Source organism: Nocardioides sp. Root682 (genome assembly GCF_001427795.1).
GTDB lineage: Bacteria > Actinomycetota > Actinomycetes > Propionibacteriales > Nocardioidaceae > Nocardioides.
Map to the genome: position 1 here is coordinate 149,736 of NZ_LMHJ01000003.1, position 25,098 is coordinate 174,833.

Consider the following 25,098-nt stretch of genomic DNA (forward strand, 5'->3'; position numbering starts at 1 on the left):
CATACGGATCTGGGCCGCGGCCGGCCGCGGCGCGGTCCAGAAAGTCACAACGGAACACTCCGGCACGGCCCGCACACCTTGGGGACATGAGCGCCTCGCCCTCCCGGTCGACCGCTGTGCCGGCCCTCCTCACCATCCACGACATCGCAGCCCTGCTCCGCATCCACCGGACCGCCGCATACGCCCGAACACGTGACCCCGACTTCCCCGACCCGCTCGTCATCTCGGGCTCCTGCTACCGGTGGTACGCGGACGAGGTCGCCGCGTACGTCGCCTCGCGCCGCGCCCCCAAGAAGGAGCACCAGCGACGCGCCGTCCCGCTCGACCCGAGCGCCGCCTCCGGCGCCGGACCGGCGTCCGCCCCACCCAGGCCCCGCGCCAGGCGACGTCGCTCGCCCGGGGCAGCGGCGGCGGCGGAGAGCACGCCTCGGTGAGCGGAGGACGTTCGTGGCGACCCCCCAACCCTATGAGCGTCGGACCGACACGACGCGCCCTGCCGGTGAAGACGCATCGTGGGAGACCCCGGTCGGGCTGGTCGCGATGTACGCGCCGACCAGAGCCGTGCCGTACTACCGGATCGTCTGGGGCAGCCCGCAGGAAGGCACCACCGCAGGGCGTCGCTTCGACCGGGCCTGGCGCAAGGCGCTGGCACGCGAACAGCTGATCCTCGCGGGCGCTACTGCCAAGACGGAGTGGGCCACCTTCGTCGGGATCGACTACTGGCTCTCGCCGGATCGGCCAAAGCCGCGCGGCTCGTGGGGCGAGTCCCACACCAAGACCATGACGTACTACGCCGAGCGGTACTTCAAGACGACCTTCGGCGGTGTCCGGCACCTCGACCTGCGGCGCGCCCACTTCCAGCAAGCCGTGAACCTTGCGCCGACCGAGTCCGAGGGCCGCAACGTCCGCCGGGCGGCACGCTCCCTGATCGGTGCGTTGCGCCAAGGCGACTACCTCCTCGAGAACCAGATGATCGACCTGTCGACGGTGTGGTGGCATGGCGAGCGTCGGGTCAAGGCCGCCGAGCAGGGCGACGACAAGACCGACTTCGTGTCGCGCACCAAGCGGCCTACACACGCTCAGGTGAAGGCGCTGCGCGCCGCCACCTCCGAGCGGCGGCGGCGCGGGAACAAGTCCTGGCGTGCACTGGCCGTCGAGCTGGCCGCGTACTCCGGGGTGCGTCGCGGCGAGCTCGCCGTGCTGGATGACACCACAGTCCATCGGGACGGTCGCGTGCGGGTCCTGTGGCGGCTGGAGAGCATCGGTGGTCCGCACCTGGCCCTGCCGAAGGGAAACAAGCGTCGCTGGACGACCTATCCGCAGATCACGCCGACCGGTTTCCGGCTCGCGGACGCGGTGCAGCAGCGACTCGATGAAGTCGCCCACGAACGGGCGGCCGGCACCAATCCGCGGGGGCTGCTGTTCCCGTCCGAACGCGGAACCTGGCTGCTTGGCAGCAACTTCCACCGCGATGTCTTCGAGCCTGCGGCGCTGCTGGCCGCTTGGCCCTATGTCGAGGAGGTCAAGCCGTGGGGCGTCGGGAAGACCCGACACCAGCGCACGTGGGCACTCACCTGGCATTCGCTGCGGCACACCTTCGTGACTTGGCAGCTCGAAGATCTCCAGCAGCCACCCTCGAGGGTGGCGACCCTGGCCGGTCATGAGTCCGCGGAGTTCACCATCGCTCGGTACGTCTCGGGCGCCAAAGACGACATCAGCGATTCGCTCGCCGCGCTCGGTTGGTAGCCCAGCCGGGTTGGTCAGAGCTGCGCTGCATCCGGGACTGAACGCTGCCGTGGCGGGGGGCGGTGGACGAGAGCGGCTTGGAGTTCCGCGCGAGTCCGATCCGAGTACGACGGGCTGCCTGAGGTGGCCGTTGGACGGAGGCGTTCACGGGCGGTGGTGACCACGGCGAGTTCACGGGGATCCGCGACGACGACGAAGCGCTCGCGGACGGGGTGGACCATCTGATGAGTGTTGTCGACGAGGCGGGGCACGGTGACGCGTTGTACGAACGCGCCGCGGCGCACACCTTCCTCGATGACGTCGCAGATCCGGTCGTCGGTCCTGTGGAAGAGCATCTGGAACGCGGAGATCGTCCGGGGCTCGAGCACGTCGTCGTGGGGGACGTGGCGCAGCCGGCTGACCGCGTTGGCTGCTTCCGCTGCGGCGTGGGCGCCGGCGCCGAGGTTTCCGCCGAGGTCGCGCAGTTGCTTCTGGACGAGGCCGTAGGTCTCGCCGCGGTCGGTCCAGGCGTCGGCGACCTCAGGGGCGACCGGTGCTGCCAGGCGCGCCAGGGCGGGGGAGAGGAGATGTTGGGAGTCGACGATTCGGCGCAGGTTGAGAACATTGGGGAAGGCCTTGAGTCGCACGAGCACGTTGTGTTCGGCCTGGAGGACGCCGAGGATTCCGGGCCTCACGGGGCCGCGGATGGCTTTGACGCGCGGTTGCCACCCGGCCTGGTCGACGGAGTAGTCCGGTTGGCCCAGGCCGACGTCCAGGGCGCAGGCGAGTGCGCTCCAGCCCAGTCGTTGGCTGGAGGCCAAGGGCTGCCACCCGGGGGTGTTGCGGTACCGCTGGTCGAGCACGACCAGGGCCTGGGTCACCGCGGCGACGTCGCCGAGCAGGGCGAGCGATTCCGGCGTCGAGAGCCGTCCGTGGAGGTCCGGCCCGGTGTCGTGTTCAGCCAGTGCTGCGGCGCGAGCGGCATGGCGCCAGTGTTCGACCAGGTCATTCGGATGCGGTGTGGTGAGTTCGGCGAGTGAGGCGAGGGGCGTGGTCGACGCCGCTCTTGTGTGTTCGAGGGCCCGTACCAGTTCACTGACCAGTGGCTCATCGGCTGCGGCCAGCAGAAAGGGGTTGCTGGGCCGCTTGGTCAGGTTGCTGAACGCCAGCGGGCGGGCCGAGATCGCGGACTGGGTGCACCAGATCAGCACGGATTGCCGATAGCGGCGGATCAGGTGTCCGGTCCGTTCCTGCTCGGCCGGTGCGCTATCGACGTTTCGGAGGGGGCCCTGGACTCGGTGCATCTTGAGAAGGGCGGCGAGTTCGGTACGCAGGAGTGCACCCGTTTCGGCGTACATCAGCTCGCGTCCAGGGTGGCCGCGTCCTGGAGCATCGCCAGGAGCAGTTCGTGCTGGAGCGGGTCGAGGCCGTGGTCGATCAGTTCCTTGATGGCCGACGTTGCGTCCGCGGCCAGGATGGCCCGGTCGGTGGTCAGGCCCTCGGCGTCGAGCGCGGGCACCTCGTCGCGATAGATCTGGTCCAGTTCGATGAGGGTGTGTTCGTAGGCCGACGAGGCGTCGAGCGTGGCCGCGTTGTCGGCCAGCGCAGCGAGGTACGACCGGGCTTGGGCCAAGGTGACTTCGTGAGCAAGCAGCATGGGCTCTCCTTCGTGCGAGTTGCCATCGACGCTCCACGTGCAGGGCGCCGTCGGCTCGTGATCGGGTGTTGCCTGTGGACAGCGGGCCACCCAGCGACGCGGGATGTGCCCCGGTGTCCGGGGCGTCATCAGGAGTCAGTTGTGTCGATGAGGTGCTGGAGGCGTCGTCGGCGAAGAACGTCCGCTCGGACGAACTCCTCGAAGTCCCCGGTCCGGTCGCGGATCTCGACCTCGCCGACTGTTGGGAGTTCGGCCTCACCCGGCCACCGGGTCTGGCGGGTCGGCCGATCCCGGTCCAGCCGCGTTCCGCACACCGCTACCCAGTCCCGGAGCCGGATCCGGGCGTCAGCGAAGTCACGCATCCACACGACCGGTGCCGAGGGCGACCCGTTGGTGGTGTAGCAGGAGAGGAAGTGGGTGTGCAGCGCCGACAGCTCCCAGATCAGCTCGTCATGACGATGCCAGTACGGCGGCACCACCGCCGGCGGGAGGCCGAACGTGACCTTCAGCCAGGTCACCCAGGCGTCAAGGTCCCGCCAGTGGATCTCGGCCTCCTCGGCGTCGAGCAGATTCCAGTTGACCGGCGCCGGCGGCCGTTCCTCGTCCGATTCGAACGGATAGTCGTCGGCGTACGACGGCTCGTACTCGCCCATCGCCGTGGGGGCGTCAGAAGCCGACGGCCGGACTCGATGGCGGAGACACCGGCGGCGGGGGAGTCGGCGGGGCTTCGGCTGGCGCGAGGCGACGCCGCTGGACTTCGTAGGCGGTCTTGTTCACGTTGTGGCCGATCTTGCGGGCCACGAACTCCCCCTTGATCGTGCCAGTGCGCTCGACCTCGTACTCGTGGACATAGCCGCTGGCCACGAAAGAATCGCCCTTGCGGAACCGTGCATAGGTCTCCCGCGCGGTGCTCTCAAAGGCCACCATGTCGTGGAAGGTCGGATCCAGCTTCGTGAAGTTGCCGTCGACTTCCTTGCGCCATTGCTCGACCCCGATCCGGACCCGGCAGCGCTCCTTGCCGACCTCGGTGAAATGAAGCTCGGGATCAGAGGCGATGAAGCCGACCAAACTCATCTGGGTGGGAATCGACATTCTTCCTCCTTGCCATGGACTGGTCCTCCGATCGGAACCAGTTCTCAACAAGAAGGTGCGCACCGCGTGCCGTTGGGCCCTGTAGCCGTTCGCCCGGCCCGCCGCGAACGCGGCGGAATGACGTGGCTCCGCCGCGGGTGAACAATCGCATCTACGAGCACACCCAGCGCTGGCGGGTCGCGCCTCGAGGATCTATCGGGGCGTTCTGGACGGCGAAGTGCGACGTTCGACATCGACACGTGTCGAGGTGAATGCTGGGACCGGCGGCAACGCCCCCAAGCCGGGCTGACCATCGATGTCAAGATCGGTGAGGGCTGTCACCAAAATGCTCAGTTCGGAAGTAATACGCTCCCACGCTGGACGAAGCATTGTCTGGAGAGCGGCGTCAGACCCTCCAGCTACGCGCCGAACGCTGTCGACCCATCTCGGAGCTCGATTCTTGAGCCGTCCATACAAGGACTGCCGGGTCACTCCTGCCGCTACGGCCATACTCTCCCAGGTCGAGCCCTCCTCGCGCAGGATGGCGACCAAGCCGGCTTCGATGCGGTCGAGGTCATCTCGGATGGTCCGCAGCCGCTCAAGGTGCGCCGTACTTGGCTTCGAGATGAGTTCGAGCGTGGTGTGGGCCGTCTCCGCGATCTCTCGGAAGAGTGCCAGACGTAGGAGGTGCTGCTCTTGCATGGCCATGATTTTCGCATTTGTCAGGACGACACTGCGCTCATGCGCGCCGCAAAGCGTCGAGTTTGTACTCAGTGCCCGGGATCATGGACTCATTGAGTCCGAGTGCCGGGAGGTCCATATGAGCGTCTCACAGGAGCTGCCGTCGCGCGAGGTACACCGGCTTGCCGGCCTCGTTGCGGCGCCCCTACCGACGGTTGGCCTAGTTGCTTCGGGCGCGCCCGTGTGGCTCACGACCATTGTCATCCTTGCGAGTTTCCTTACAGTGCTGCGACCAGTCCAGTTTGTCGCGACGTACGTCTTCTTGAGGCTGACGGGTGCCGACAGCGTTGATGCCCGGAGCTCGGCATTCCGAGCGGCGTATTACCCGGGCTCACCCGACCCGACCCTCAAGGCGACTGAGACACCATCGCTCGACGCGGGTCCGCCTCCGACGACCTGAGTCCCTAGTTGCGAGAGGGCGGTTCGACGTGGCTGGTGTGACGTGTCCGCTTCGGATCGACCTGGCTGGTTCGCGGCGCTTTGACGCACTCAGCGACACTCGCGAAGCCGGTGGAGATGTTGGCCGGTGTGAGAACCTCCGGATCTGCTGCACGAACTGGTGGCAGGTCTCAGCGCCGAAACGGTGGGGGTTCTTCTGTTTGCATGGGCTTTACAACCCAGTCGATCACAAGACTTCGCTCGCGAGGCGCACTCGCCGCCTGCGATCAGGTCGTGCTCAGGAATGAATCGAGCGGCAGTCGGGTGATCCGGGACTCGAGTGTATGAGAGCGCAGCAGACCAGCTGCCTCGGCGGCGACTTCCGGCGGGGTTCCGGGTAGGAGCTCCTGAAGTCGGGTTACGAGGTTGAAGTTTTCCTGCTCGGTCGCGAGGTCTTCCAGTTCTCCCAGGATGCCCGGTTCGCGGTCAAGAACGCGGACAAGACGCGGGAAGAACATCCGAGCGGCGACCCATTTGGCCAGTGCGGTCAACTCGGGCAATGAGTAGCCGAGTTGGCTGTTCGGACTGCTGTTGGCTACTTGGAGTTGGAGTCGAAAGGCGTTGTCGAAGCGTTTGATCGCTCGCGGCGTTAAGGACAGCGGCCTAAGTGCACGAAGTTCGGCTTCGCGAACGTCTGAACTGTTCACCGAGAGCAAGGCGGCGCGCACGCCGCGGAGGGCTCGCTGCATGGCATTACGATCCTGCTCCGAGACGTGTCCCGTGGCGAAAAGTCCGGATAGGGTGGCTTCGACAGGATTCGACGGTTCGGCAGCGATGATCCTCGCCGCCCAGGACGAGACTAGGTCGACGTCGTAGGTGGTCGATGTCGTCGCCGTACCGCCCACGCCGCGCAGCACCATCCCGTCCGCGTCCTGCAGTCCGAAGAGCAGTCGGTCTAGATTGAACTGCGGGCGCCCGGAGACGGTGACGCTCAGTTGGAAGATCTTTTCCAAGTACTGCTCGCTCAGTTGAGCCGATCGCCGGGGGTCGAGGGTCGCGAGCTCGGTGGAGATGTCTCGCAGAGAATTTGAGACGGCGCTGGCGACGATGTCGAGGTCGACGCCGAGTACGAACGCAACGGCACGATCGTCATGCTTGGCGAAGACCTCAGTAATCGTGGCGAGGGTCTCGGTGATGGTGGAGGGCAGACACCGATCCAGATCGTCGAGCAGCACGACGATGGCCTGACGTTGTCCGGCCGGGGTGATGGTGCGGAACAAGCAGTTGAGGTCTCTCTCTGCCTGGTGCGTCACCCCGAGGAAGTCCTCGAAGGCCTTGGCCGGCCCGCTACGGTGCAGAGCCCGCGAGAACGGTTGGCCGACGATTCCTAGGTAGCTGATGGCGGCCGTGAGCGCCGACAGTGCCGCAGCCGCGAATCCGGCGTCGACGATGAGATCCCGGTCGCCGGCGAACTGCTTTCCTGCGACCGAGACTGCGAGCCCGAAGCCGATCAGGAGGACGAACACGGCTGCGGCGCTCCGAACGAACCCGCGACGCCGGACTTCAAGACGAACTCGGAACCAGACGCGCTCGCGCAGGCGGTGACCCTGACACTGCTCGTAGATGGCTCGTGCCAGACCAACCCAGACCGTCTCCCGACCCTGATAGCGCCACGCCTCGAACCGCACGGGGAACCACCTTCGTGATTCGCTCGACCTCGCTGGCGAAGTCAGGTACTCGGCAAGTTGGAGCATCAGGCTGGACTTTCCCGCTCCCCAGCGGCCACCGATCCCGATGGTCAACGGCAGTGCTGTGCATGGATCGTCGAGTAGTCGCCCAAGCCCGACGACCAACGGCTCCTGACCTAGACGGTCGATCGCGGTCGGGCGGTCCGGAGCCATCATGCCCAGCGACACAGTCGGACGGGGTGCGGCGTCCGGCTTGGTCCTTGCCTTGATTCTCTGCATGAGCGATCGGGTCGCGCGTCCCAAGATGCGTGCGATAGACCCGACTAGTCGGGAGAGACCCACAAGTGGCAAAGACACCGCCGCCGCGAGGCGGGTGCTGAGTCCATCTCGGCGGCGCGGGTTCCCCATTCCCGGACTGGGAGAACCCCATTGCGGCAGCGGCCCCGTGTCGCCCCACGGCAAACTTGCTGATCCCGAGGTGTCTGGTGGTCTGTGGTGCCAGCTGTCTTGACGCTCGCTATCGGCTGCCCTGGGTGGCGGGGCGGTCGTGTGACCGTAGGCCGGCGTCGGAGGAATGTCAGTCGACCGCCGGACAGCCTTGACGCCAGGTTCAAGCGTCGACGACTGGGTGCCAGCCGGCGAAGTCATGGTCGTGCCGGAATCGGGAACGCCGGTAATCGGGTCCACCGCTGGTCCCGAACCTATCGAACCGTCGTCTTCTCGCCAGGGCATCGGTGTCACAGGGAGCCCAGAATCGCGCTGCACCTCTTGCAGGAGGCGTCCGAGGGTCTCGGCACTAGGTCGCGCCGCAGGATCGGACGAGAGGCAGTCGGCGATCGCGTCGCGCAGGCCGGGCGGGACCTCAGCGTTCAGCTTGATCGAGGAACCCCTTAGGCGTCGTGTCAGGAGCTGATCCTGCGAGAACATCGAGTCCGCCGGACGTCCCTCGATAAGCGTGTAGAGGGTCATCCCCAGCGCGAAGACGTCTGCCGACGCGGTGACACGCCCACTGCCGAGCAGCTCGGGAGCGGCGAAATGGAGGGTGATTCCCGCGGCCGCGCCGTCTTCTCCGTAGATCTGTCGCGCCACGCCGAAGTCGGCCAGGACAACTTCGCCGAAAGAGTCCAGGAGGACGTTTTGAGGCTTGATGTCGCAATGCAGGATGCCTTGGTGGTGCAACGTGGCCACGGCTCCGCACAACTTCACGCCAATGCGCAATACGGCCTCGGCGTCGAAAGCCCCCTGACGAGCGATCCGATCCCCGAGGGAACCGCCGGGGTAGAACGGAGTCACGATGTAGGGACGTCTAAGGCTGTCGACCCCGGCTTCGAGCACCGTCACGATGTTGGGGTGCGCTATCCCGCCCAAGGCAGCGAGCTGACTCTCAAGAGCCGGTGCGTCCGTGTGAACGGGGTCGACAAGCACCTTTACGGCGACCACTCGGTTGAGAGCGTCCTGCCGAGCGCGATAGACCTTGGAGAAACCGCCACGGCCGATCAGTTCGAAGTCAGAGAAGCCGGTCAATACTGGTACGGAATCCGGATCCACGTCTTCTCCTCTCGGGCCGGGCTCATCCTGACAGGCGTGGAGGACTCCGTGCGGCGGAATGCAGCGTTGCGGCCGAGTGCTTCCCTGCGAAGCGGAGCGGGTCTCAAGAGTTCGAACAGACCCCGGTCGCAGAAAGTGCGATGAAACAACCGGGGCAGATGTCGGGCTTCTTCAGCGTCCGCCGATGACCGCCTGGGCCCGCCGGGTTGTGCAGCGATAACGGCACCCAAGCGACGAGGCGGCCGAAGTGATCGGCGCCCTCGAGCAATCTCGCTCGGACGTCCTGGCCGCGCGGCAAGTGGTGGACGTCGTGCCAGCGGATCAAGCCACGGTGAATCACGATGCCGTGCCCATACCGGGCGCCCTCTGCCGGATCTGGCCAGTAGAAGTCGTACTTGATCGCGATGTAGTCGCTCGACGCTGGTTGATAGATGAACGACTTTGGGGCGCAGCGTCGACCGCAGCGCGAACCAACTCCCGATCGTCGGCCGTCCATCTTGCGCACCAATCAGACGCTTGCGTGCGGTGGATGATGACTCGACCGTTTCGAACCACGACAGCAACTTTGGTTCACGCAGGTGCGGCCGCAGGAGTTTGCGACTCTGGCGGCGGAATGATGTGCTTTGCGACCGCGGTTTGGCGGCACCGCCGGTGCTCCTTGACTCAAGGTGCAGCGGTCCCAGTTCGCAAGCTCAGACGCATCGTTGCTCCGTTGTGTTGCCTGTGCCGCCTTCTGTGCCTGCTCTCTGGGCGGCGACGCCTTGCGCGATCCATCGTGTAAGTCTGCCGGTGTTGTTGTCGGCGGCGACGTACTGGCCGGTTGGCAGGATGGCTGCCAGACATTCCTTGGTGATGAGTTCGATCGCATTGCCGTCCGCCGTGCGAGCGACGAGTCGACTCGCCACCAGTTCGCTTGCAAGGTCTTCAACGGTCCGACTCTGTTCGCCGAGCCAAGCCAACAGTTTGGGGTCGTCGAGCCGAACGATCTTCCCCGCGCATAGACGCTGAATGACCACAAACGCTTCCAGCGTGAACCGCTCGGGTTCCCAAGGCTCTTCGACGGGAGCCGCGCGGAGATCCTTCGTAGTCGCGTCTACTACCTCGATACGCCATCCTCGCTGACCGTTCTGCTCGACGGCTTCGCCAATGAGCAACGCTCTCAGTACTTCCTGGGTCAGGTCCTCACCCCAGGGGTTCCCGAGGCCGAACTTGACATCGAGCCGGGTCCAGATGAACTCGAGTAGGAGAAGCAAGGGATTGATCGAGCTCGAGCCATAGAAGGGCCAGCGGTCACCTGCGGTGTTGGGCGAGTACGGCTGTCCGTTCGCCTTCACAATCGAGAAGTCCCCGGAGATGATCAACTGAGGCAAGCTGGCTGGACCGGAACTGGCTTGGCCCACATTCTCGGCGACGAGCTCACCGACGGCCTTCCGGAGTGCTCGCTCGAATTTGAATCCATGCCAACCGATCGCAACTCGGATAATGGATGTGGCTTCCTCGAGTAGCGCTTGTAACAAGAGTTGATCGAACAGTGTCAGGGAGTCGGCGTCCGAAACGGGAGGTAAGACTCTCCCGGTCATCTCGGAGTACGCCTTATAGGCGGACATTTCGTCGGCGGGCTGCAACTGACCCTGGGCCGTGGCGCGGTAAGACTTCTCAATGGCCCGGACCTGCTGAAGTTGGGCCATCGCGTCTCCAAGGTCGGCCTTCGTTAGCGTCTTCTTGACCTCGATAACCGCGATGACGTCCTCAACCGAGTAGATGTAGTTGATCGTCTGCGGAACTTGCTCACCTTCGCCTACGACGAGCATCCGGTCTATCTGCCCGCTCAGCGTCCCGTCGTGCCCACGGACGAAACCAGTCACGACGCGGAGACCGAGTCCCTCTGGCACTGCTCGCTCAAGCAGATGTCCTGACAGGCCCTCATACATGTCGCCGATGGTCGGCGCGTGGACCACCTCGCTGGCGTCGAGTTTGGGTAGCTCGCTCGCGAGCACCGCACTAAGAAGGTCGGCTACGGTGCGGATCATGCGGTCTCCTCGTGCGACAAGGTCAGAGCGGGCGCGGGCACGGTATCGCGTTGTCAGGCAGGGCTCTTGCTGAACGCAGGACCAGTAACGGGATTGCGCCGAGGTCGCGATTGTGGACCCGGCCCGACGCCGACCACTCTCAAGCAATCGGGCGGGCTCCAAGCGGCGGAACGATGCGCCGATGCCTGTGGACGCGATGCGCCCTGACGTTGGCGCACATGTCATCTACCCAGATGAGGAATGGTCACAGAAATGAGGCAAGGCGAAGCGGAATGCGGGCTCAGAGTTGGGCCGCTTGGTCGACTCGCCACGATGCCCCTGATCGCGCTTTGATTGGCGGGAGCCCCGCGGCGTCCACTTCACCCAAGAGACACCTACCCATCAGATGCTCCCGGTAGGTTTGCCGGTCCCGCACCCTCCAACGGAAGGCTGGCCGTGCCCATCTGGCGATCCCCTGACCTCGAAGCGCTCCTCGAAGCTTCGCTCGACGAGGACGGGCTCACCGAGGCCGCTATCAACCGAGTGGTCACAAGCGCGGTACACGAAGGCGAGCAGCTCGACTTCAAGCTGGAACCGCATCTCCCCGAATCCGGCAAGGCCGCGGCATCCTCGGAGAGGGGCTGGAGTTCCGAGCAGGAGTTCGCCAAGGATGTGTGCGCGTTCGCCAACCACATCGGCGGAATCCTCCTGATCGGTGTGAAGGACGACAAGGGCGCCGCGGTCAGCGCATCACCCACCGTCACCGACCCCAGCAAACTCACCCAACGGCTCCGCCAAGCTCTTTCGAATTACGCCAGCCCCGTGCCCCGATTTCACCCGGTCCCGATCGCGGCGGCCGCCGGCGGCTACTACCTCGCATTGATTGTCGCGCCGAGCCCCCTCTCCCCGCACGCCGTGCGCGGCACGGCAGGCAACGACAAGCGCCCCCTCCACTACCCCGTACGCGACGGCCAAGACACCCGATGGCTCCTTGAGCACGAGATCGCCGAGCGGTACCGCGCCCGGTTCGCAGGTCGCTCCGCACTCGCATTGCTCCGCGACGAGACTCTGGACACAGGGCTGAAGGCCCTTCAACGCGCCGACAACGAAACCTGGCTCTACCTTGCGATCGTGCCCGAGGCGCCCGCTCCCCATCAGCTCGACAGGCACACCCTCGAAGCAACAACCAAGTGGTGGCGGAGCGACTACGGGTTCTCCTCTCCCCTTGACCGCGGCTTCCATTTCCAAGGGACACCAACGCCAGCACCAGGCCGCATCACCATCTCCACGCCTGCACACCGCGAGGACGACGAAGATGCCGACCCCCGCGGCAATGGATATCTGGAGCTGTGGGTAGACGGACGGGCCTTCGTTGCAACGCCGATCACAGCGAACAGCAGCCATGAAGACCCTGCATGCATCGGCGAACGCACCCTCGCCGACGACACGATCATCCTGACGGACCTCGCCGTGTCCTGGTCATGCCACCAGGCCGGCGCGTGGGGCACCGCGGAAATCGTCATCGGCATTGCGAAGGACGGCCTGTTGACAGGCTCCTTCGACGAACCACTCACGCTTCAATCCGCAGAGAACCAAGACCTTCGCCGGATCCACGGCACCCGCCCGATCCGCGGACCGATCCAGTCCAACAGTGTCACTGACCTCAGTGAGGGAGAAGACCCTGCCGGGCGCCTGCGGACTGCACGAGACGCCCTCACCGTCCTGCTCCACCACTTCGGACTCCCTGAACCACGTCAACTCGAAGCGGACGGCGCCATCTTGCCGTGGGGATGGGGCGACCGGCGCCGGGAGGTAGAACGCTGGGCAAAGGACCGCGGCCTGCCGTGCCAGCCGATCTTTCCCAATTCCCAACAGTGACCCGCGAGCCAAATGTCGAGTTTGAAGGGCGGGTGAGCTCCTGCGGACGAAATCCCCGCGCGGGGATGTTTCCTGGCGCGGCGGTAGGACGCAAAGGCAACTCTCGCGCCAATAGCCTAAGTGGTCTATCAAGAGGTCGCCATGGTCGTCCTAGGGGTTCCGGCATGGTCGAGCCTAGAGATCCCGACGGCGAACAGATTCTTCAGTTGTTGGCGCTGCACAAGTACTTCCTCAATGCGGACTTCCTGCGTGACGTATTCGTCCGCCGGATCAAACGCGGTCAGTCGCCTGCAGACACGGATCCAGTCACTGCGATGGATGACATGATCGCCATGAGCCTGTGGTACGCCACGGTCTACGTAGTCATCGAAGGGTGGCGCACCGCGAACCTTGCTGATGCCGAACTCGACGTTCTCCTGACTGATGGCCACGTCGACAAGCTGCGCCGCTTTCGCAATCAGGTTTTTCACTACCAGAGCGAGTACGACAATCCGAAGCTTCTCGAGTTCTTGGGGTCGGACGATGCCGATGCTCACGCGGCAACAGATTGGATCAAGCGCACCCACGCAGCACTGGGAAGAGCAATCCAGCAAGCGGTGGAGGATCTGTTGCCGCGGAGGTGAGCCGCAGCGATCACCCGCGCTTCGGGGTATCCGCCGCAACCCGGTGGCAACGAGGCGGCGAATAGACGCACGTGATGGAGCGGTCTTTGCTGCCGAACCGTGGTGAGCCCTCGTTCGTCCTCGGGCGTCCGCGATGATCACTACTGTCTGTGGGCATGTGGGAAGACCTTGCCGGGCCCGTGTTGAGCGGTGCCGCTCTGTTGTGGATCGGGCATCGAGTCACTCGCGGAGGACGACGATGGAGGACTCTCGCGCTGGCCCGCCACGAGCTTGAGGTGGCCGGACTCATTCAGCTCGACCAGGATCTTGCCGAGCGTTTGCATTCCAGCGCCCATCTTCGTGTCGAGCGATACCTGGCGCCGCGTGGGCTAGAGACAGCCGAGGGCAAGGCCCGCCTTTGGGCATTCGTGCTCGCGACTGGCGCGACGCTGATATTGCTCGGTCAGACGCTCAACTTGCTAGAAACGGACGGGCGCCCGTTCGCGGCTCAGATGGCGCTCGGACTCGGAGGAGCGGTTGCTTGGCACGCGCTTTACTGGGTCCTGCAACCGGGTTTGGTCCGCGCAATCCGTGCGCGCGACTGACATCGCCGCTTTCCTTGCGAACACGTACGCGTGGCCGAGGTCCGGTGGCGGTTGGTGCATCACGCCATGGTCTCTGGCGTAGAGACAGCCAGAGTCGCAGTTACTCCAGCGCGTCGTAGGCGTCGTCTGGAGGCCGCGGAATGGGTCATGTCGGCTGGCACCGATCCGTGCAGCAGCCCGATATGACCGTGGTGACGTGCACCGAGTGCGGACGTCGGGGTCGTCTGGGCGGGTCCTTGCGTTCAGGGCGACTCGCCATGCCCCCGGAACCGGACGCCAATCCCGGCGGAGCCACGTAGCATCCAGGCGTGCTCGTACTCGCCGCCGCCTCCGAGCCCGCGGGGACGCCGTGGCTGGCCCTGCTCAGCGCGGTCGGGCTTGGGTCGGTGCTGTCCGCGCTGATCACAGGGTCCTTCCTACTGGCGCAGTCCCGGCGGCAGGAAGCGCGCGATGACACGAGGCTCACCAACGAGGCGAAGGCCCGCGTGGAGGACCGGGAGGCCGCGCGCCACTACGCCCTTGAAGACCACTGGCGGGACGCCCGCTACGACGCGCACCGGAAGATCCTTCGGGCCTGCCAACGGCTGTTGGTCAGCGCTGAGTGGGGCGACGACGACCTCGACGCCTGCCGCGCAGTGCTCTGGGGCGCGCTGCCCGACGTGCAGGTGCTCGGCTCCGCAGAAGCGCGGGACGCGGTCGAGGAGTTGCTGGAGAAGTTCGAGGACTACGCCGACTCCTCACTCAGCCTGCAACTCGGGATGTCGGTGACAAACCCCCCGCCGCACGGGGGCGAGTGGCACGTCAAGCGGTGCGGCAAGCAGGAGGAGGCGCGGGCGCGGCTGCACGCGTCCTTCGAGCGGTTCCTTGCCATCGCCCGCCAGGATCTCGGCATCCATTTCCCGGCGGCCGGCTGACTCAGAACTGGGCGTCGTCGCCCGGTGACGCCCACGGATCGTGCTTGGGAAATAGCGCCAACGCGGCCTCGTAGGCGGATTCCCACGAGTCCAGGTGCACCCAGCCCTTCTCGGCAACGTGGCTCGAGATGGTGGATGAGGTCTGCAGCTTCGGCAGGTTCACGCCGTATATGTGCTCGTCGTAGGCGATCACGCCCCAGTCGCAAACCATCCACTGCGGCGGACACAACTGGATCGCCGGGCGGCGCTCGGGGTGAGACATGGCCGCCTCCAGGAGGTCGGCAAACCCGCGGAGGAGCAGGGCGGGGTCGAACGCCTCAGCCGTGTGCTTGAAGAGCAAGCGCCCGACTTCGACCAGCACGTCCTCGGCGGTCTGGTCCGCTGGCCACGGGACGTAATCCTCGACCCGCCCCGCCAGCGTCTCGACACGGAATTGCAGTGGCTCGTCGGCCCAGTCGTTGGTGTCGATCTCGACGCTGACGTAGAGGTGCGACTGGCGGCTGATGTTGACCCGGGGGTGCCGGGTTTCGCTGACGAGGCCGAGCCGCAGTGCCCGATCGAAGGCATCCCAGAAGGTGTCACGCGTCGGGTCGGGGGAGCGTAGGGCCGCGAAGGCGTCGCGGTCGGCAGCGGCTTCGGCCTCCAGTCGCGCGGCGACCCGCGATGTGACGTCGTCTATGCGGCTCTGGGCCTCGGCCCGGACCTCTTCTACCTGTTGGGCCGTCTTGGTCCGGACCTCCTCTACCTGCCGCGCCGTGTCGGTCCGGACCTCTTCGACCTGCTGGGCCGTGTCATCGGCCACCCGGTCTAGGTGCCGGTCGAGCGAGCGCGTGATGGCGTAGAACGGCACAAACAGGAGGGCCGACGAGCCCACCGTCATCAGAAGGTCGCGGAACCACGCGTCGTCCGGACCAGGGTTGGGCAGCATGGAGCCGAGGACGGCGGCCAGCCCGGCCACACCGAGGACGGCCACGGACCGCTGCCCCCGGCCTGTCTCGCGCCACCACGCCCGTGCTCCCACCGGCCCGACCTTAGCCGCCAGAGAGCTTGCCAACTACTAAGGCACGGCGCACAGCGTGGAAGCACCCCTGCCCGCAAGGTCAGCAACTTCCGACCTGTCCTCTGCGGAAACTGCCACCGCCGACGAAATCTGATCCGACGCCCACTGGTCGCCTGACGTTCGACGGAATAGCTGCGTCGCCATCCCTATTCTGGTTGTAGGCCGCGTCACATATGGAGGTTCTCGGGGAGCGGCTGAGTGACGACAACTGCGGCACCCGAAAAGTGTCGGTGGTGGTCTCTATCGTTAGAGCAACCGGACACTGTGACCCGAAGGGTCCCGAACAAAGGACCCGAATGGCGATCCTGACCAGCAAGTTTAAGGACGCGCTCACCCGGATCGAGCCGTCCGACGCCGACATCAAGAACGCACCCCTCGCGCACAACGAGGTCCGCGACGCCCTCGCCGACGCGACCGGGCTCGACGACTGGGACGTGAAGCCGATCCTGATCGGCTCGTATGCACGCAGTGTCGCCATCCGACGGGTGAAAGACGTGGACGTGTTCTGTCGCATGTACGACATCGGCGACGACGTTCAGCCCGTCACCGTGCTCAACAGGTTCTACAAGGCGCTCGAAGACGCCTTCGGGAGCGCCCGAGTGACCCGCAACGCTCGCTCGTTCAAGGTCACGTTCCCTGAGTACGACGACCTCCATGTCGACGCTGTCCCCGCCCGGCAGAATTGGGACGGAACGTGGGAGATCCCGACCAAGGACGGCGAGTGGCAGCCCACGAACCCGCTGAACGTCAACGAACTGACAACGGCGATGAACAAGAACCACAACGGTATGTACGTGCCAACCGTGAAGTTGGCCCGGCAGGCCCGCCGCGCCATCAACGACGCACGCCCAGGCGGGTTCTTTGTAGAGATGTGCCTCTACGACGCTTTCCTCAACCGGAAGGTCGACACCGCGAGCCATGCTCTCGCGTTCGTGACCGCGCTTGAAGCCATCGCGGATTACCTCGACGCGAAGGTGGGGTGGGGCAAGAAACTCCCGGACCCGTCACGACCCGGCTACGACATGTTCTTCCGCGCCACGGACAAGCAGTGGGAGACTGCACGGGACAAGTTCCGGGCCGCTGCCACCAAGGCCCGCGACGCCTACAAGAATGACGACGAGCACGAAGCCGCGAAGGCATACCGGGACCTCCTCGGAGTCAACGGTGACGGCGACGACGTATTCCCCGAGGTCCCCAAGGCCGCAGCCCGGCTAATCACGCCGGGTGCCCACAACGTTCCTGCCGGAGACCGCCGCTTCGGATGACCGACTGGGCAGACAGCATCGGCGCAACCCGATCCCGGTTCGTCGAACAGCTCGAACAGCGCGGCGTGATTGCCCAAGATTACGCCACGCTGTCCGGTTCTGTCCCCACAGCCGCCGGACCTCAGCAGGTCCGCGTAGACCTGCGAGATGAGTTTCCGTTCTGCGCTCCTAAGGTCTACCCCAGCGACAACTTCCCCCGGTCGTGGCACCGCGAACCCGACGGCGCTATGTGCCTATACGGCGAAGACCGCGAAGAACGACTCCCATGGCTCGACCCGGATGACCTGGTCGCCATGATCAGCCGCTGGTTCGACGAATCAGCAGCCGGATGGCCCAAGGACGCACCCGTCCTCGACCTCAACGCCTACTTCAAACGCTCTGACGAGCCCAGGCTCGTCGTCTGCGGAGACCTCACTGGCCTGACCTACGTGAAGTTCGCAGCCAGCAAGACCGCGCTCACCGTCACCGGACCGACAACGGCATCCCGTCGAGCGAACCGGCAACGCTCGGTGAAGGGCCGTCGGCAGGTCGGGTACGTCCTCGACATCACGGCACCCGCCGAACCTCCGACTACGTGGACCGGCATCCTCAGCCGCCTTGACGAGCACACAGCCCGCGAAGTCGACAGCGCCGCCAAGAGCGGCAACATCGGATACGCCCTCGTCCAATACGAACGCGGCGGACACCAAGGACTCCTCGCGCTCGCCCTCACGGGCACCGCCGACGGTGAGGTCGATGCCCGGTGGGCCGATGTCGCCAGCAACCAGCCTGCCGACCTGGCACTGCGGGCTGGAACACAACAGGAGGTCCTGCGGACCAAGCATGTGCTCGTGCTCGGTGCCGGAGCGCTCGGGTCCTACGTCTGTGACTCGCTCGCCCGAGCAGGACTCGGACGACTCACCGTCCGCGACCACGGCATCGTCGAGCCCGGCAACCTCGTCCGACACATCGCCACCGACCGACACGTTGGCTGGCCCAAGCCCCACGCCGTAAAAGACGTCGTCGAGAGCCGGTCGTACAACCGGACAGAAGTGCGTCCCATCGCTGACAGCCTCAACAACCCACGCGAAGTGCCCGACCTGTTGCAGGCTTACGACCTCGTGATCGACGCGACCGCTAGCGGACCTGTCACCGCCATGCTCAAACATGCCGCCGAGACGCTCGGAGAACGCTTCATCTCCGCCTGCCTCCAAGAGAACGGAGCCGTGGTCCGCGTCGACGTCATCCCGACTCTCGATGGACAAGCCACCCCGGATCCGGTCACGCCGTCAGGTGCCCATGCCGCCGTTGGTTACGCCACCGGTTGCGGAGATCCTGTGTCCCTGACCCCGCATTACGCCGTTGTCGAAGCAGGCGCTCTTACGGCACGCCACGCCATCGGCCTTCTCCTCGATGAGCCCGTCAATGCCACGGGGGTTGTCAATGACTACCGATGACGAGACCGTCGCGCCCCGGCTCCAACTCGCCGCGACGGCTCTCATTAACGGCTCCGATCTGGCTCTGGCAGCCCTTCCCCGCGAAACCGGCGGCATCCTCGTCGGCTGGTACGACGGCGACACCGTTGTAGTCACCGACGTCCTGCCCGTTCTCGACAAGCGCGCCGGTGGGCACCACTACAGCCGGAACCACAAGCGAGCCCAACGCGTCCTCAACCAGCACCGGAAGCAGACCGCCGACAAGAACGTCGGATACGTCGGCGAGTGGCACAGCCACCCCGCCCCGCATCCACCGTCGCGCGTCGATCTGGACAGCCTCGCCGAGCTCACCGAAGTCACCGATCAGACAGTCGCGCTTGTCGTCTTCGCGGTTAATGCGGATGGTGCAGTCAGCCCACTGGGAGCAGCCGGTCGCCGTCACGGGCGCACCGTCACGATCCAAGAACTTGTCGTCGAAAGCGAACCCTCATGACCATCAACCAGACCGATCCAGTTTTCATCTCGTACCGTCATAGCGACGGCTTCGATATATGCGCGGAACTCGCTTGGATCCTCCGCGCTGCCGGTCTGCCTGTCTGGCGGGACCGCGACGATCTCCCGCCCGGTGACACCGAACAACGTCTCGACCAGGCCTTGGGTGATGGCTTGAGCGGCGCGGTCCTTATCATCACGCCAGACGTCGAGAAGAGCGAAGTCGTCCAGCACGTCGAATCGCCTCGGTTGATCGAATTGCACCAACAACACCCGGAGTTCACTCTCGGCATCGTCAACGCAGTCGAGCGCGAGCCCGGCAAGATTGATTACACGGCACCCGAGCGGGTCCTCCTCAAGCGCCAGGGAACCCTTTCGGGCGTAGACCAGACCGAAGTCAGTAGGGGCGGGATGGTCGGGTTGGCAAAGGGCATGGTTCTCCAGCGGGTCGCGAACCGCCGCGCTAGAGGCATCTACGAAGACACCCCGTTCACCATCTCGGTGCAGACTCGGAACACGCCACAGGTCTACGACCGCACAGGCGCCGACCTCGACATTCGTCTCCAGCCGGGGAGCGACGAACGCCTTCCTAGCCCGAACGGCCTTCGTGACCTCGCCGACACCGTCGGTAACCTGCCGACCGCCGCCACCCGAGCAGCCGCCCAACGGGTTCGCATCGAAGGCGGTGCACACCTTGCCGTCGCTTTCGCTCTCGGGGCCGCGCTTCCTGAGACCCGCGTTGGTTACATCGACGTCACGGACACCTTCGGCTGCACATGGTCAAGCGATGCGGGGAACAGCGAAGCGCTCGTTTCAGCCGAATCTGACTGGACGAACCAAACGCCACCAGCCGGGCGACGAACCGTCGCCGTTTATGTGGATCTCACCGCACCCCGCTCTGACGCTGCTTTCCGGCGGTATCTCGATGAGCATGGGAGCGGCCTCGCGGCGTGGGCCCACGTCGTTCCCACTCAAGAAGGTCGGCTCGACCCCAGCGACGCGGGTGCGTTAGCTCGTGAGGTCGCAGACCACATGCGAGAACTTTCGGCAAAGCACGACAACGCTGATGTCCATGTTCTGCTGCACTGTCCGTTCGGTGTGGCCGTCCTCGTGGGCAGGCTCACCAACACGTTGCGCATGACCGCCTTCGAATGGGCTCCAGCTGACCCCGCCGATGGTGACCACCGACCGCGCTACGTGCCTGTCGTCGACCTCGTCACTACAGCGCCAGCAGGCGTCATTACGAAGGTCTACTAGCCGAGAACGGTTCCCGCTGCGGTACGGGCTGCTGCACGAACTGATCACAGTCGGAACTGCCCCATTGTGGGCGCAATGACGCGGTTCTCCCATCGTCAGCGAGCAGTCCACGGGCGAAGGTCGGCGACGATGGGTGGAGCGCTGCGAAGGAGCACGAGGCCGGTGCCGAAGGGCAGCGTCCGGATTCGCTCTGGGGGTAGCACTGCCCTCCGCCGCGTTGAGCGTTGGTGTGAGCGTTGGCCGTGGTCGCCGATGGTGATTGAGTCGGCGTTCTCGTCTCGTTCTCCGATGAGGACGGAGAGTTCTTGGAGGTCCTTGGAGGCGGACGCGCCGCCCAGGATGATCTTCACGATGGAGGCGTCCCAGATGGTGCTGGCTGCGTGGTCGCCCCAGCGTGATCTGGCTTGGGCGAGTGACTGTAGGACGGGCATGGTGGTGATGCCGGTGCCGCCGCCTTCTGCCATGAGGACGGGTAGGGAGGGGAGCGGGGACAGGTTGCCGATTTCGTCGAGCGCGAGTAGTAGCGGCGGGTCGAGTCTTGACCCAGATGACCCCGCCGCTATGTGGCGGGCGACCTCGGCGAGGTCCTCCATGAATGCGGCGACGAGGGGCCAGGACGCTCCGGCCCCGGCGCCAGTGGCGAGCAGGTAGAGAGTCCCGTTCCGTTCCAGGAACTGTCGGGGGTCGAACTCTTCGCCGGGCGACGGGTTGACGGCATCGAGGACGGCTGGGTCGGCGAGGCAGGTAAGGGCTTGGCTGACGGCCATCCAGATCGAGTCGCGGGTCCTGGGGTCGGCGTTGATCATGGTGTCGAGCGAGTCGGACCATCCGGGCGCCGCTTGGGTGTCACTGGCAAGGATCCCGATGGCGTCGGCAGCTGACGATGCGGAGAGCGACCATTCGAACAGTTCACGCGTCGACAGATTTCCCAGAGCGGCGGCGTGGAGCAGGGCCTGGATTGCTGAGCGTGCTTTGCCTTCCCAGAACCCTCCGGACTCCACGCCGCCGGAGGACAGCCCGGTGGTGGCGGCGAGGCCGGCAGCGCGGATCATCGCGGTGATCGGTTGCTCGCAGCCGCGGATGGGTGACCACCGCACACCGTTCCCGTCGAGTTCGGGCAGGCCGGAGGTGAGGCGTTGGGGGTCGAAGACTGCGACGGGTCCGCGTTCTCGGCGGGCACCGATGGTGGCGACGATGTTGTCGGGGCGGGTCGAGGTGGTGACCACGGCGCCGGGTGCGTCGAGGATCGCGTTGATGACCAGGTGCAGCCCTTTGCCTGAGCGGGGAGGTCCGATCACCAGGATCGAGTCCTCGACCGATGCCCAGACCTCGCGGCCGCGGCTCCTGCCGATCAGGTACCCGACATCGCCGGCCTTCGGGTTCGACAGGGATGGACGCAGGGTCTGCCCGCGGCGTACCAGCGCCTTCTTGGATGCGACCGTGTCGATGTCGCGGCCGGTGGCGGTGCCCTGGAGCCGGTGGGGATTCCGCGCCGCTCGATGATGCCATCGAGCGGCCACTGACCAGAGGGCCCAACCGATCGTCGCGAGAGTGCTGAGGAGCAGCAGCACGACGAACCAGTAGACGGTCGTGGACAGGCCGGGTGCCCGTAGTGCCTGGGCCGGGTGAGCGGGATCGACGATGACCCGCAGACCGCTCGCGATGTCTCCTGCCGGTTGGGGTTGGCCGGTGAGGATCGCTGCCGCTGTCCCCGCGGCGCGGAGTACGAAGGCGAGTCCGAACGCGGCCACCAGCCCGAGCAGTGCGAGGTTCACCAGTTCGTCGTTGCCGCCGCTGGCTGTCGGGTTCATGTGGGTGCCTCGTACGCCGCGATCGTCTGCGAGCCGAGACCCAGCAACAACAGCCCGTCACGGGCCGTGGCGAGCAATGCGGGAGGCAAGTTGATTATCGCGTGGCCGTCGGGATCGGCGGGTTGCCGCGCGACGACGTAGGCGAGGGCGACTTCCTCTCCGGGGTGGAACCCGGCGCCGGCAAACGCGGGAGGCGGCGAGGGAGGTGAAGGCTCCTCGTCTGCCGGCGCCGAGAGGTCAGGTGGTGTTGCGATGTCGGCGTACATCGTTGCGTCGTGCTCGCGGACTTCGACGCGGACTGCGGTCCCGCGATCGGTGGTGATCTCGTCCAGGACTGTGGACAGGTCGCTGCGGCAGAGGGTGCGATCTGGTGCGTACGGGTCGCCGTCGATGTCGATCATGAGGTGACCGTGCGCGTCGATGTCGACGTGCACGGTGCTGAGCACAATGGGGATCTTCATAGGCCCAACGCCTTCTCGTCGCGCCGTACGGCGCGACGCATCGTCGCTGTGCCGGACGGGTGGGTGAGGCTGTCGCGGTCCAGCCCGGGCGGGTTGCCGTCGCCGACCTTGGGGGTGTCGAGTTGCTCGAGCACCCCGAGGGCAGTCTTGCGGACGCGGTCGGCCGTTGTCTGGACGACTTCGACGGGTGTTTTGCCCGGCACGCTCGCGGCCCACGTCGAAACGTACGGAACGGTGTACGAGGAGGTGTCGAGCCCGTGAGCTGCGCCGACCATCAGCGCGATCGATTCGGCTTCCACTTCGGCGATGCCACGGTGCAGGGTGGCGTCGGCCGCGAGGTCGGTTGAGGTCAGGTCCTCCCTGGGTGCGTGGAGCAGGACGTGGCCGAGTTCGTGGGCGAGGGTCTTGACCTGGGCTGCGTCGTCCATGTCCATGCGAATCGAGACCTCGCGGGTGAGGAAGTCGGTCAGTCCGTTGGCACCGCCGATCGCCGAAGCAGACGAGACCAGCCGCACGTCGAACCCGCGCGCCGTGATCTGGTCCGCGAGGCCGTCCCACAGGCCAGGCGGTGCCTCACCTTCGAGGAGGGTCGGGGTCGGGAATTCGGGGACCGGGTCGCCGACGGTCTGCGAGATGTCCCAGACATGGGTGGGCTTGAGGCCGACCAGCCTTGACTTCACAACCTCCCCGAATCCGGGCTTCTCACCGGAGGCGAGTCGATGCCACGACTGATCGTCAGCAGGGTTGCGGGAGGCGAACCTGGCGGTGACTGGGGCGAGGATGCCGTACCCGCGCTGGCCCTTCTCGACGTGCCGGCCGAGTGAGAGCCACTGGTGGAACCCGGCGACATAGGTGGGACTGGGCTCCGGCACCCGGCCCTCTCGATGGGCCACGTGGTGCTGGACGTAGATCAGCATCGTGTTGTTGAAGCTGCGGGATCGGAACCGGGCCGCGAACGTCATTGCCCGCTTCCAGTCCTCACCGCTCACCAGTGCTGTGACCGCTTCGGAGAGCTGGTTCTGGAGCGCCTCCAGCTTCGCTTCGCGGGAAGTCCGTGGACGAACCTGCGTGCTCATGACTCCAGCCCTCCGGACATTCTCTGGGTGGTGTCGAAGGTTTCGAGCTCGGCTGGATGCATCTGGTGTTGCACAACGAAGGACCTGTTCTTGATCCGCCACAGGCCCTGCCCGGTGCTGAGGGTGGGGATGAGTGACTGTTCGGTCCTTGTGAGCCCGAGTGCCGCGGCGGTGGCGCCGAGCTGGTCGGCTTCTTGGCGGTACACGATCCGGGTCTCTGCGTTGGCGAGCAGCGAGGAGGCCAGCGCACGCATGGCGGAGCCTTGGTCGCCGACGTTGTCGAGGTCGGTGAGTTTGTGGAAGATCAGCATGTTCGCGATCCCGTAGTGCCGTGCGAGGCGCCAATGGGCGTCCATCCGGCGCAGCAAAGCGGGGTGGGACATGAGTCGCCACGCTTCGTCGTACACGACCCAGCGTTGGCCCCCTGCGGGGTCGAGGAGCGCGGACTCCATCCACGCCGAGGCACAGGTCATCAGGACCGAGATCAGGGTCGCGTTCTCGGTGACCCGCGACAGGTCCAGGGAGATCATCGGCAGCGTCGGGTCGAACCGCACCGTGGAGGGTCCATCGAAGAGGCCGGCGAGGTCGCCGGCGACGAGTCGGCGCAGGGCGTGGCCGACCAGGCGCCCGTCCTCGGTGAGCCTCTTGCCCGGATCGTCGGCGGCGTCGGGAGCGAGGAGGTGGTCGACGACCACCGGCAGGGTGGGGACATCGGTAGCGCGCACGGTGCGGTCGATGGCGATGTCCACGGCGGTGTGCTCCAGCGGGGTCAGCCTGCGGTCGAGGACGGTCTCGGCGAGTGCACCGATCAGGTCACGGCGCCGCGAGTTGAGTTGGCTGGCCCATTGGGCGTCGTCGTACCCGGAGGGGCGGTGGCCCTCATCGAGGGGGTTGAGCCGGTTCGGCATCCCGTGGCCGAGCGCGATGGCACGCCCGCCGACGGCCTCGGCGACAGCGGTGTGCTCGCCCTTCGGGTCGCCGGGCACATAGACGCGGCGCCCGAACGGAATGGAGCGCGTGTAGAGGCTCTTGGCCAGGCACGACTTGCCGGAGCCGACGATGCCGGCCAGGACGAGGTTCGGTGCGGTGATCAGGCCGCGGGCGTAGAGGACCCACGGGTCATAGACGAACGAACTGCCCGAGTAGAGGTCCTGACCGACGAACACCCCTTCGCTGCCCAGCCCACCTTCTGCCAGGAACGGGTACGCGCCAGCCAACGTGGCGGAGGTGTCCTGGTGGCGGGGGACCCGGAACCGACAGGGCGTCCGCAATGCCGCCGGCCCGGGTTCGCCGGTGGCCGGGAGCGTGAGCGTGGAACGCTTCTCGGCGGCGAGGTCGTCGGCCTTGCGTTGGGCGGCGCCTCGGCGTAGCTCGCGGTCCTGGGCCATCAGCGCCCGGGCGGCGCCCTTGCGGCGCTGGCGATCGCGCCGGGATTCGCGGCCGGG

Annotated in this window: 22 protein-coding genes; 10 read left to right on the forward strand and 12 right to left on the reverse strand. The window is 65.9% G+C overall.

Annotated elements, in window-relative coordinates; translation table 11 throughout:
- The first annotated feature begins 86 nt into the window (after nt 1-86).
- Entirely contained in the window at nt 87-434 is a 348-nt protein-coding gene (locus ASD84_RS16040; RefSeq protein WP_156392010.1) for a helix-turn-helix transcriptional regulator, read from the forward strand.
- A 13-nt stretch (nt 435-447) separates the two neighbouring features.
- On the forward strand, nt 448-1,746 hold the full coding sequence (locus ASD84_RS16045; protein ID WP_056712649.1) for a tyrosine-type recombinase/integrase: 1,299 nt from the start codon (nt 448-450) through the stop codon (nt 1,744-1,746).
- Between the two features lie 14 nt (nt 1,747-1,760).
- Here the strand turns inward: ASD84_RS16045 and ASD84_RS16050 are convergent, their stop codons facing one another.
- The 7 genes from ASD84_RS16050 to ASD84_RS16090 form a co-directional block, all read right to left on the reverse strand.
- Nucleotides 1,761-2,936, reverse strand: coding sequence for a hypothetical protein (locus ASD84_RS16050; RefSeq protein ID WP_156392012.1), 1,176 nt, complete (start codon nt 2,934-2,936; stop codon nt 1,761-1,763).
- A gap of 146 nt (nt 2,937-3,082) precedes the next feature.
- Nucleotides 3,083-3,382 (reverse strand): hypothetical protein, encoded by a 300-nt coding sequence (locus tag ASD84_RS16055; protein ID WP_056712653.1) that lies wholly within the window; start codon nt 3,380-3,382, stop codon nt 3,083-3,085.
- Nucleotides 3,383-3,510: 128 nt separating this feature from the next.
- A complete protein-coding gene (locus ASD84_RS16060) occupies nt 3,511-4,035 on the reverse strand; it encodes a hypothetical protein (RefSeq protein ID WP_056712657.1) in 525 nt (174 codons plus the stop codon).
- Between the two features lie 13 nt (nt 4,036-4,048).
- A complete protein-coding gene (locus ASD84_RS16065; protein ID WP_082573650.1) occupies nt 4,049-4,474 on the reverse strand; it encodes a single-stranded DNA-binding protein in 426 nt (141 codons plus the stop codon).
- Between the two features lie 1,385 nt (nt 4,475-5,859).
- The gene (locus ASD84_RS24795) at nt 5,860-8,808 is read right to left on the reverse strand and encodes a serine/threonine-protein kinase (protein ID WP_082573651.1); all 2,949 of its coding nucleotides are present in this window, start codon (nt 8,806-8,808) and stop codon (nt 5,860-5,862) included.
- A 103-nt stretch (nt 8,809-8,911) separates the two neighbouring features.
- On the reverse strand, nt 8,912-9,313 hold the full coding sequence (locus ASD84_RS25165) for a hypothetical protein (RefSeq protein WP_156392014.1): 402 nt from the start codon (nt 9,311-9,313) through the stop codon (nt 8,912-8,914).
- A 187-nt stretch (nt 9,314-9,500) separates the two neighbouring features.
- Nucleotides 9,501-10,838 (reverse strand): DUF6602 domain-containing protein, encoded by a 1,338-nt coding sequence (locus ASD84_RS16090; protein ID WP_056712667.1) that lies wholly within the window; start codon nt 10,836-10,838, stop codon nt 9,501-9,503.
- A 435-nt stretch (nt 10,839-11,273) separates the two neighbouring features.
- Here ASD84_RS16090 and ASD84_RS16095 point away from each other — a divergent pair, with 435 nt between their 5' ends.
- The 4 genes from ASD84_RS16095 (at nt 11,274) to ASD84_RS16110 (ending at nt 14,816) form a co-directional block, all read left to right on the forward strand.
- Complete coding sequence (locus tag ASD84_RS16095) at nt 11,274-12,695, forward strand: helix-turn-helix domain-containing protein (protein WP_056712670.1); 1,422 nt, start codon at nt 11,274-11,276, stop codon at nt 12,693-12,695.
- A gap of 164 nt (nt 12,696-12,859) precedes the next feature.
- Nucleotides 12,860-13,318: a hypothetical protein gene (locus ASD84_RS16100; RefSeq protein ID WP_056712672.1), complete on the forward strand. Its 459-nt coding sequence runs from the start codon at nt 12,860-12,862 to the stop codon at nt 13,316-13,318.
- 275 nt (nt 13,319-13,593) lie between these two features.
- Complete coding sequence (locus ASD84_RS16105) at nt 13,594-13,902, forward strand: hypothetical protein (RefSeq protein WP_056712677.1); 309 nt, start codon at nt 13,594-13,596, stop codon at nt 13,900-13,902.
- A gap of 308 nt (nt 13,903-14,210) precedes the next feature.
- A complete protein-coding gene (locus ASD84_RS16110) occupies nt 14,211-14,816 on the forward strand; it encodes a hypothetical protein (RefSeq protein WP_056712679.1) in 606 nt (201 codons plus the stop codon).
- A gap of 1 nt (nt 14,817) precedes the next feature.
- Here ASD84_RS16110 and ASD84_RS16115 read toward each other — a convergent pair whose 3' ends face one another.
- Nucleotides 14,818-15,789 (reverse strand): hypothetical protein, encoded by a 972-nt coding sequence (locus ASD84_RS16115; RefSeq protein ID WP_056914070.1) that lies wholly within the window; start codon nt 15,787-15,789, stop codon nt 14,818-14,820.
- 383 nt (nt 15,790-16,172) lie between these two features.
- Between ASD84_RS16115 and ASD84_RS16120 the strand changes: the two genes are divergently transcribed.
- The 4 genes from ASD84_RS16120 (at nt 16,173) to ASD84_RS16135 (ending at nt 20,305) form a co-directional block, all read left to right on the forward strand.
- Nucleotides 16,173-17,141: an SMODS domain-containing nucleotidyltransferase gene (locus ASD84_RS16120; protein WP_056712683.1), complete on the forward strand. Its 969-nt coding sequence runs from the start codon at nt 16,173-16,175 to the stop codon at nt 17,139-17,141.
- Nucleotides 17,142-17,434: 293 nt separating this feature from the next.
- Complete coding sequence (locus ASD84_RS16125; protein ID WP_056712685.1) at nt 17,435-18,577, forward strand: HesA/MoeB/ThiF family protein; 1,143 nt, start codon at nt 17,435-17,437, stop codon at nt 18,575-18,577.
- Nucleotides 18,564-19,049, forward strand: a complete 486-nt coding sequence (locus ASD84_RS24800; RefSeq protein WP_162251543.1) for a Mov34/MPN/PAD-1 family protein — start codon at nt 18,564-18,566, stop codon at nt 19,047-19,049. The genes ASD84_RS16125 and ASD84_RS24800 overlap by 14 nt, the downstream gene beginning before the upstream one ends.
- Nucleotides 19,046-20,305, forward strand: a complete 1,260-nt coding sequence (locus tag ASD84_RS16135; RefSeq protein WP_056712690.1) for an SAVED domain-containing protein — start codon at nt 19,046-19,048, stop codon at nt 20,303-20,305. The genes ASD84_RS24800 and ASD84_RS16135 overlap by 4 nt, the downstream gene beginning before the upstream one ends.
- Nucleotides 20,306-20,400: 95 nt before the next feature.
- Here the strand turns inward: ASD84_RS16135 and ASD84_RS16140 are convergent, their stop codons facing one another.
- Genes ASD84_RS16140 through ASD84_RS16155 form a run of 4 tightly spaced genes read right to left on the reverse strand, consistent with a single transcriptional unit; the run spans nt 20,401 to nt 25,041 of the window.
- Complete coding sequence (locus tag ASD84_RS16140) at nt 20,401-22,116, reverse strand: TraM recognition domain-containing protein (RefSeq protein WP_056712692.1); 1,716 nt, start codon at nt 22,114-22,116, stop codon at nt 20,401-20,403.
- On the reverse strand, nt 22,113-22,577 hold the full coding sequence (locus ASD84_RS16145; RefSeq protein WP_056712697.1) for a hypothetical protein: 465 nt from the start codon (nt 22,575-22,577) through the stop codon (nt 22,113-22,115). Before ASD84_RS16145 ends, ASD84_RS16140 begins: the two co-directional genes overlap by 4 nt.
- The gene (locus ASD84_RS16150; protein ID WP_056712699.1) at nt 22,574-23,653 is read right to left on the reverse strand and encodes an ArdC-like ssDNA-binding domain-containing protein; all 1,080 of its coding nucleotides are present in this window, start codon (nt 23,651-23,653) and stop codon (nt 22,574-22,576) included. The genes ASD84_RS16145 and ASD84_RS16150 overlap by 4 nt, the downstream gene beginning before the upstream one ends.
- Entirely contained in the window at nt 23,650-25,041 is a 1,392-nt protein-coding gene (locus tag ASD84_RS16155) for an ATP-binding protein (RefSeq protein WP_414858603.1), read from the reverse strand. The genes ASD84_RS16150 and ASD84_RS16155 overlap by 4 nt, the downstream gene beginning before the upstream one ends.
- Nucleotides 25,042-25,098 lie beyond the last annotated feature (57 nt).

Excerpts from the sequence above, each read along its gene's own strand:
- ASD84_RS16040 (WP_156392010.1), top strand. The coding sequence starts at position 87 with ATGAGCGCCTCGCCCTCCCGGTCGACCGCTGTGCCGGCCCTCCTCACC.
- ASD84_RS16055 (WP_056712653.1), bottom strand. The coding sequence starts at position 3,382 with ATGCTGCTTGCTCACGAAGTCACCTTGGCCCAAGCCCGGTCGTACCTC.
- ASD84_RS16060 (WP_056712657.1), bottom strand. The coding sequence starts at position 4,035 with ATGGGCGAGTACGAGCCGTCGTACGCCGACGACTATCCGTTCGAATCG.
- ASD84_RS16065 (WP_082573650.1), bottom strand. The coding sequence starts at position 4,474 with ATGTCGATTCCCACCCAGATGAGTTTGGTCGGCTTCATCGCCTCTGAT.
- ASD84_RS16090 (WP_056712667.1), bottom strand. The coding sequence starts at position 10,838 with ATGATCCGCACCGTAGCCGACCTTCTTAGTGCGGTGCTCGCGAGCGAG.
- ASD84_RS16100 (WP_056712672.1), top strand. The coding sequence starts at position 12,860 with ATGGTCGAGCCTAGAGATCCCGACGGCGAACAGATTCTTCAGTTGTTG.
- ASD84_RS16120 (WP_056712683.1), top strand. The coding sequence starts at position 16,173 with ATGGCGATCCTGACCAGCAAGTTTAAGGACGCGCTCACCCGGATCGAG.
- ASD84_RS16125 (WP_056712685.1), top strand. The coding sequence starts at position 17,435 with ATGATCAGCCGCTGGTTCGACGAATCAGCAGCCGGATGGCCCAAGGAC.
- ASD84_RS24800 (WP_162251543.1), top strand. The coding sequence starts at position 18,564 with ATGACTACCGATGACGAGACCGTCGCGCCCCGGCTCCAACTCGCCGCG.
- ASD84_RS16135 (WP_056712690.1), top strand. The coding sequence starts at position 19,046 with ATGACCATCAACCAGACCGATCCAGTTTTCATCTCGTACCGTCATAGC.
- ASD84_RS16140 (WP_056712692.1), bottom strand. The coding sequence starts at position 22,116 with ATGAACCCGACAGCCAGCGGCGGCAACGACGAACTGGTGAACCTCGCA.
- ASD84_RS16145 (WP_056712697.1), bottom strand. The coding sequence starts at position 22,577 with ATGAAGATCCCCATTGTGCTCAGCACCGTGCACGTCGACATCGACGCG.
- ASD84_RS16150 (WP_056712699.1), bottom strand. The coding sequence starts at position 23,653 with ATGAGCACGCAGGTTCGTCCACGGACTTCCCGCGAAGCGAAGCTGGAG.
- ASD84_RS16155 (WP_414858603.1), bottom strand. The coding sequence starts at position 25,041 with ATGGCCCAGGACCGCGAGCTACGCCGAGGCGCCGCCCAACGCAAGGCC.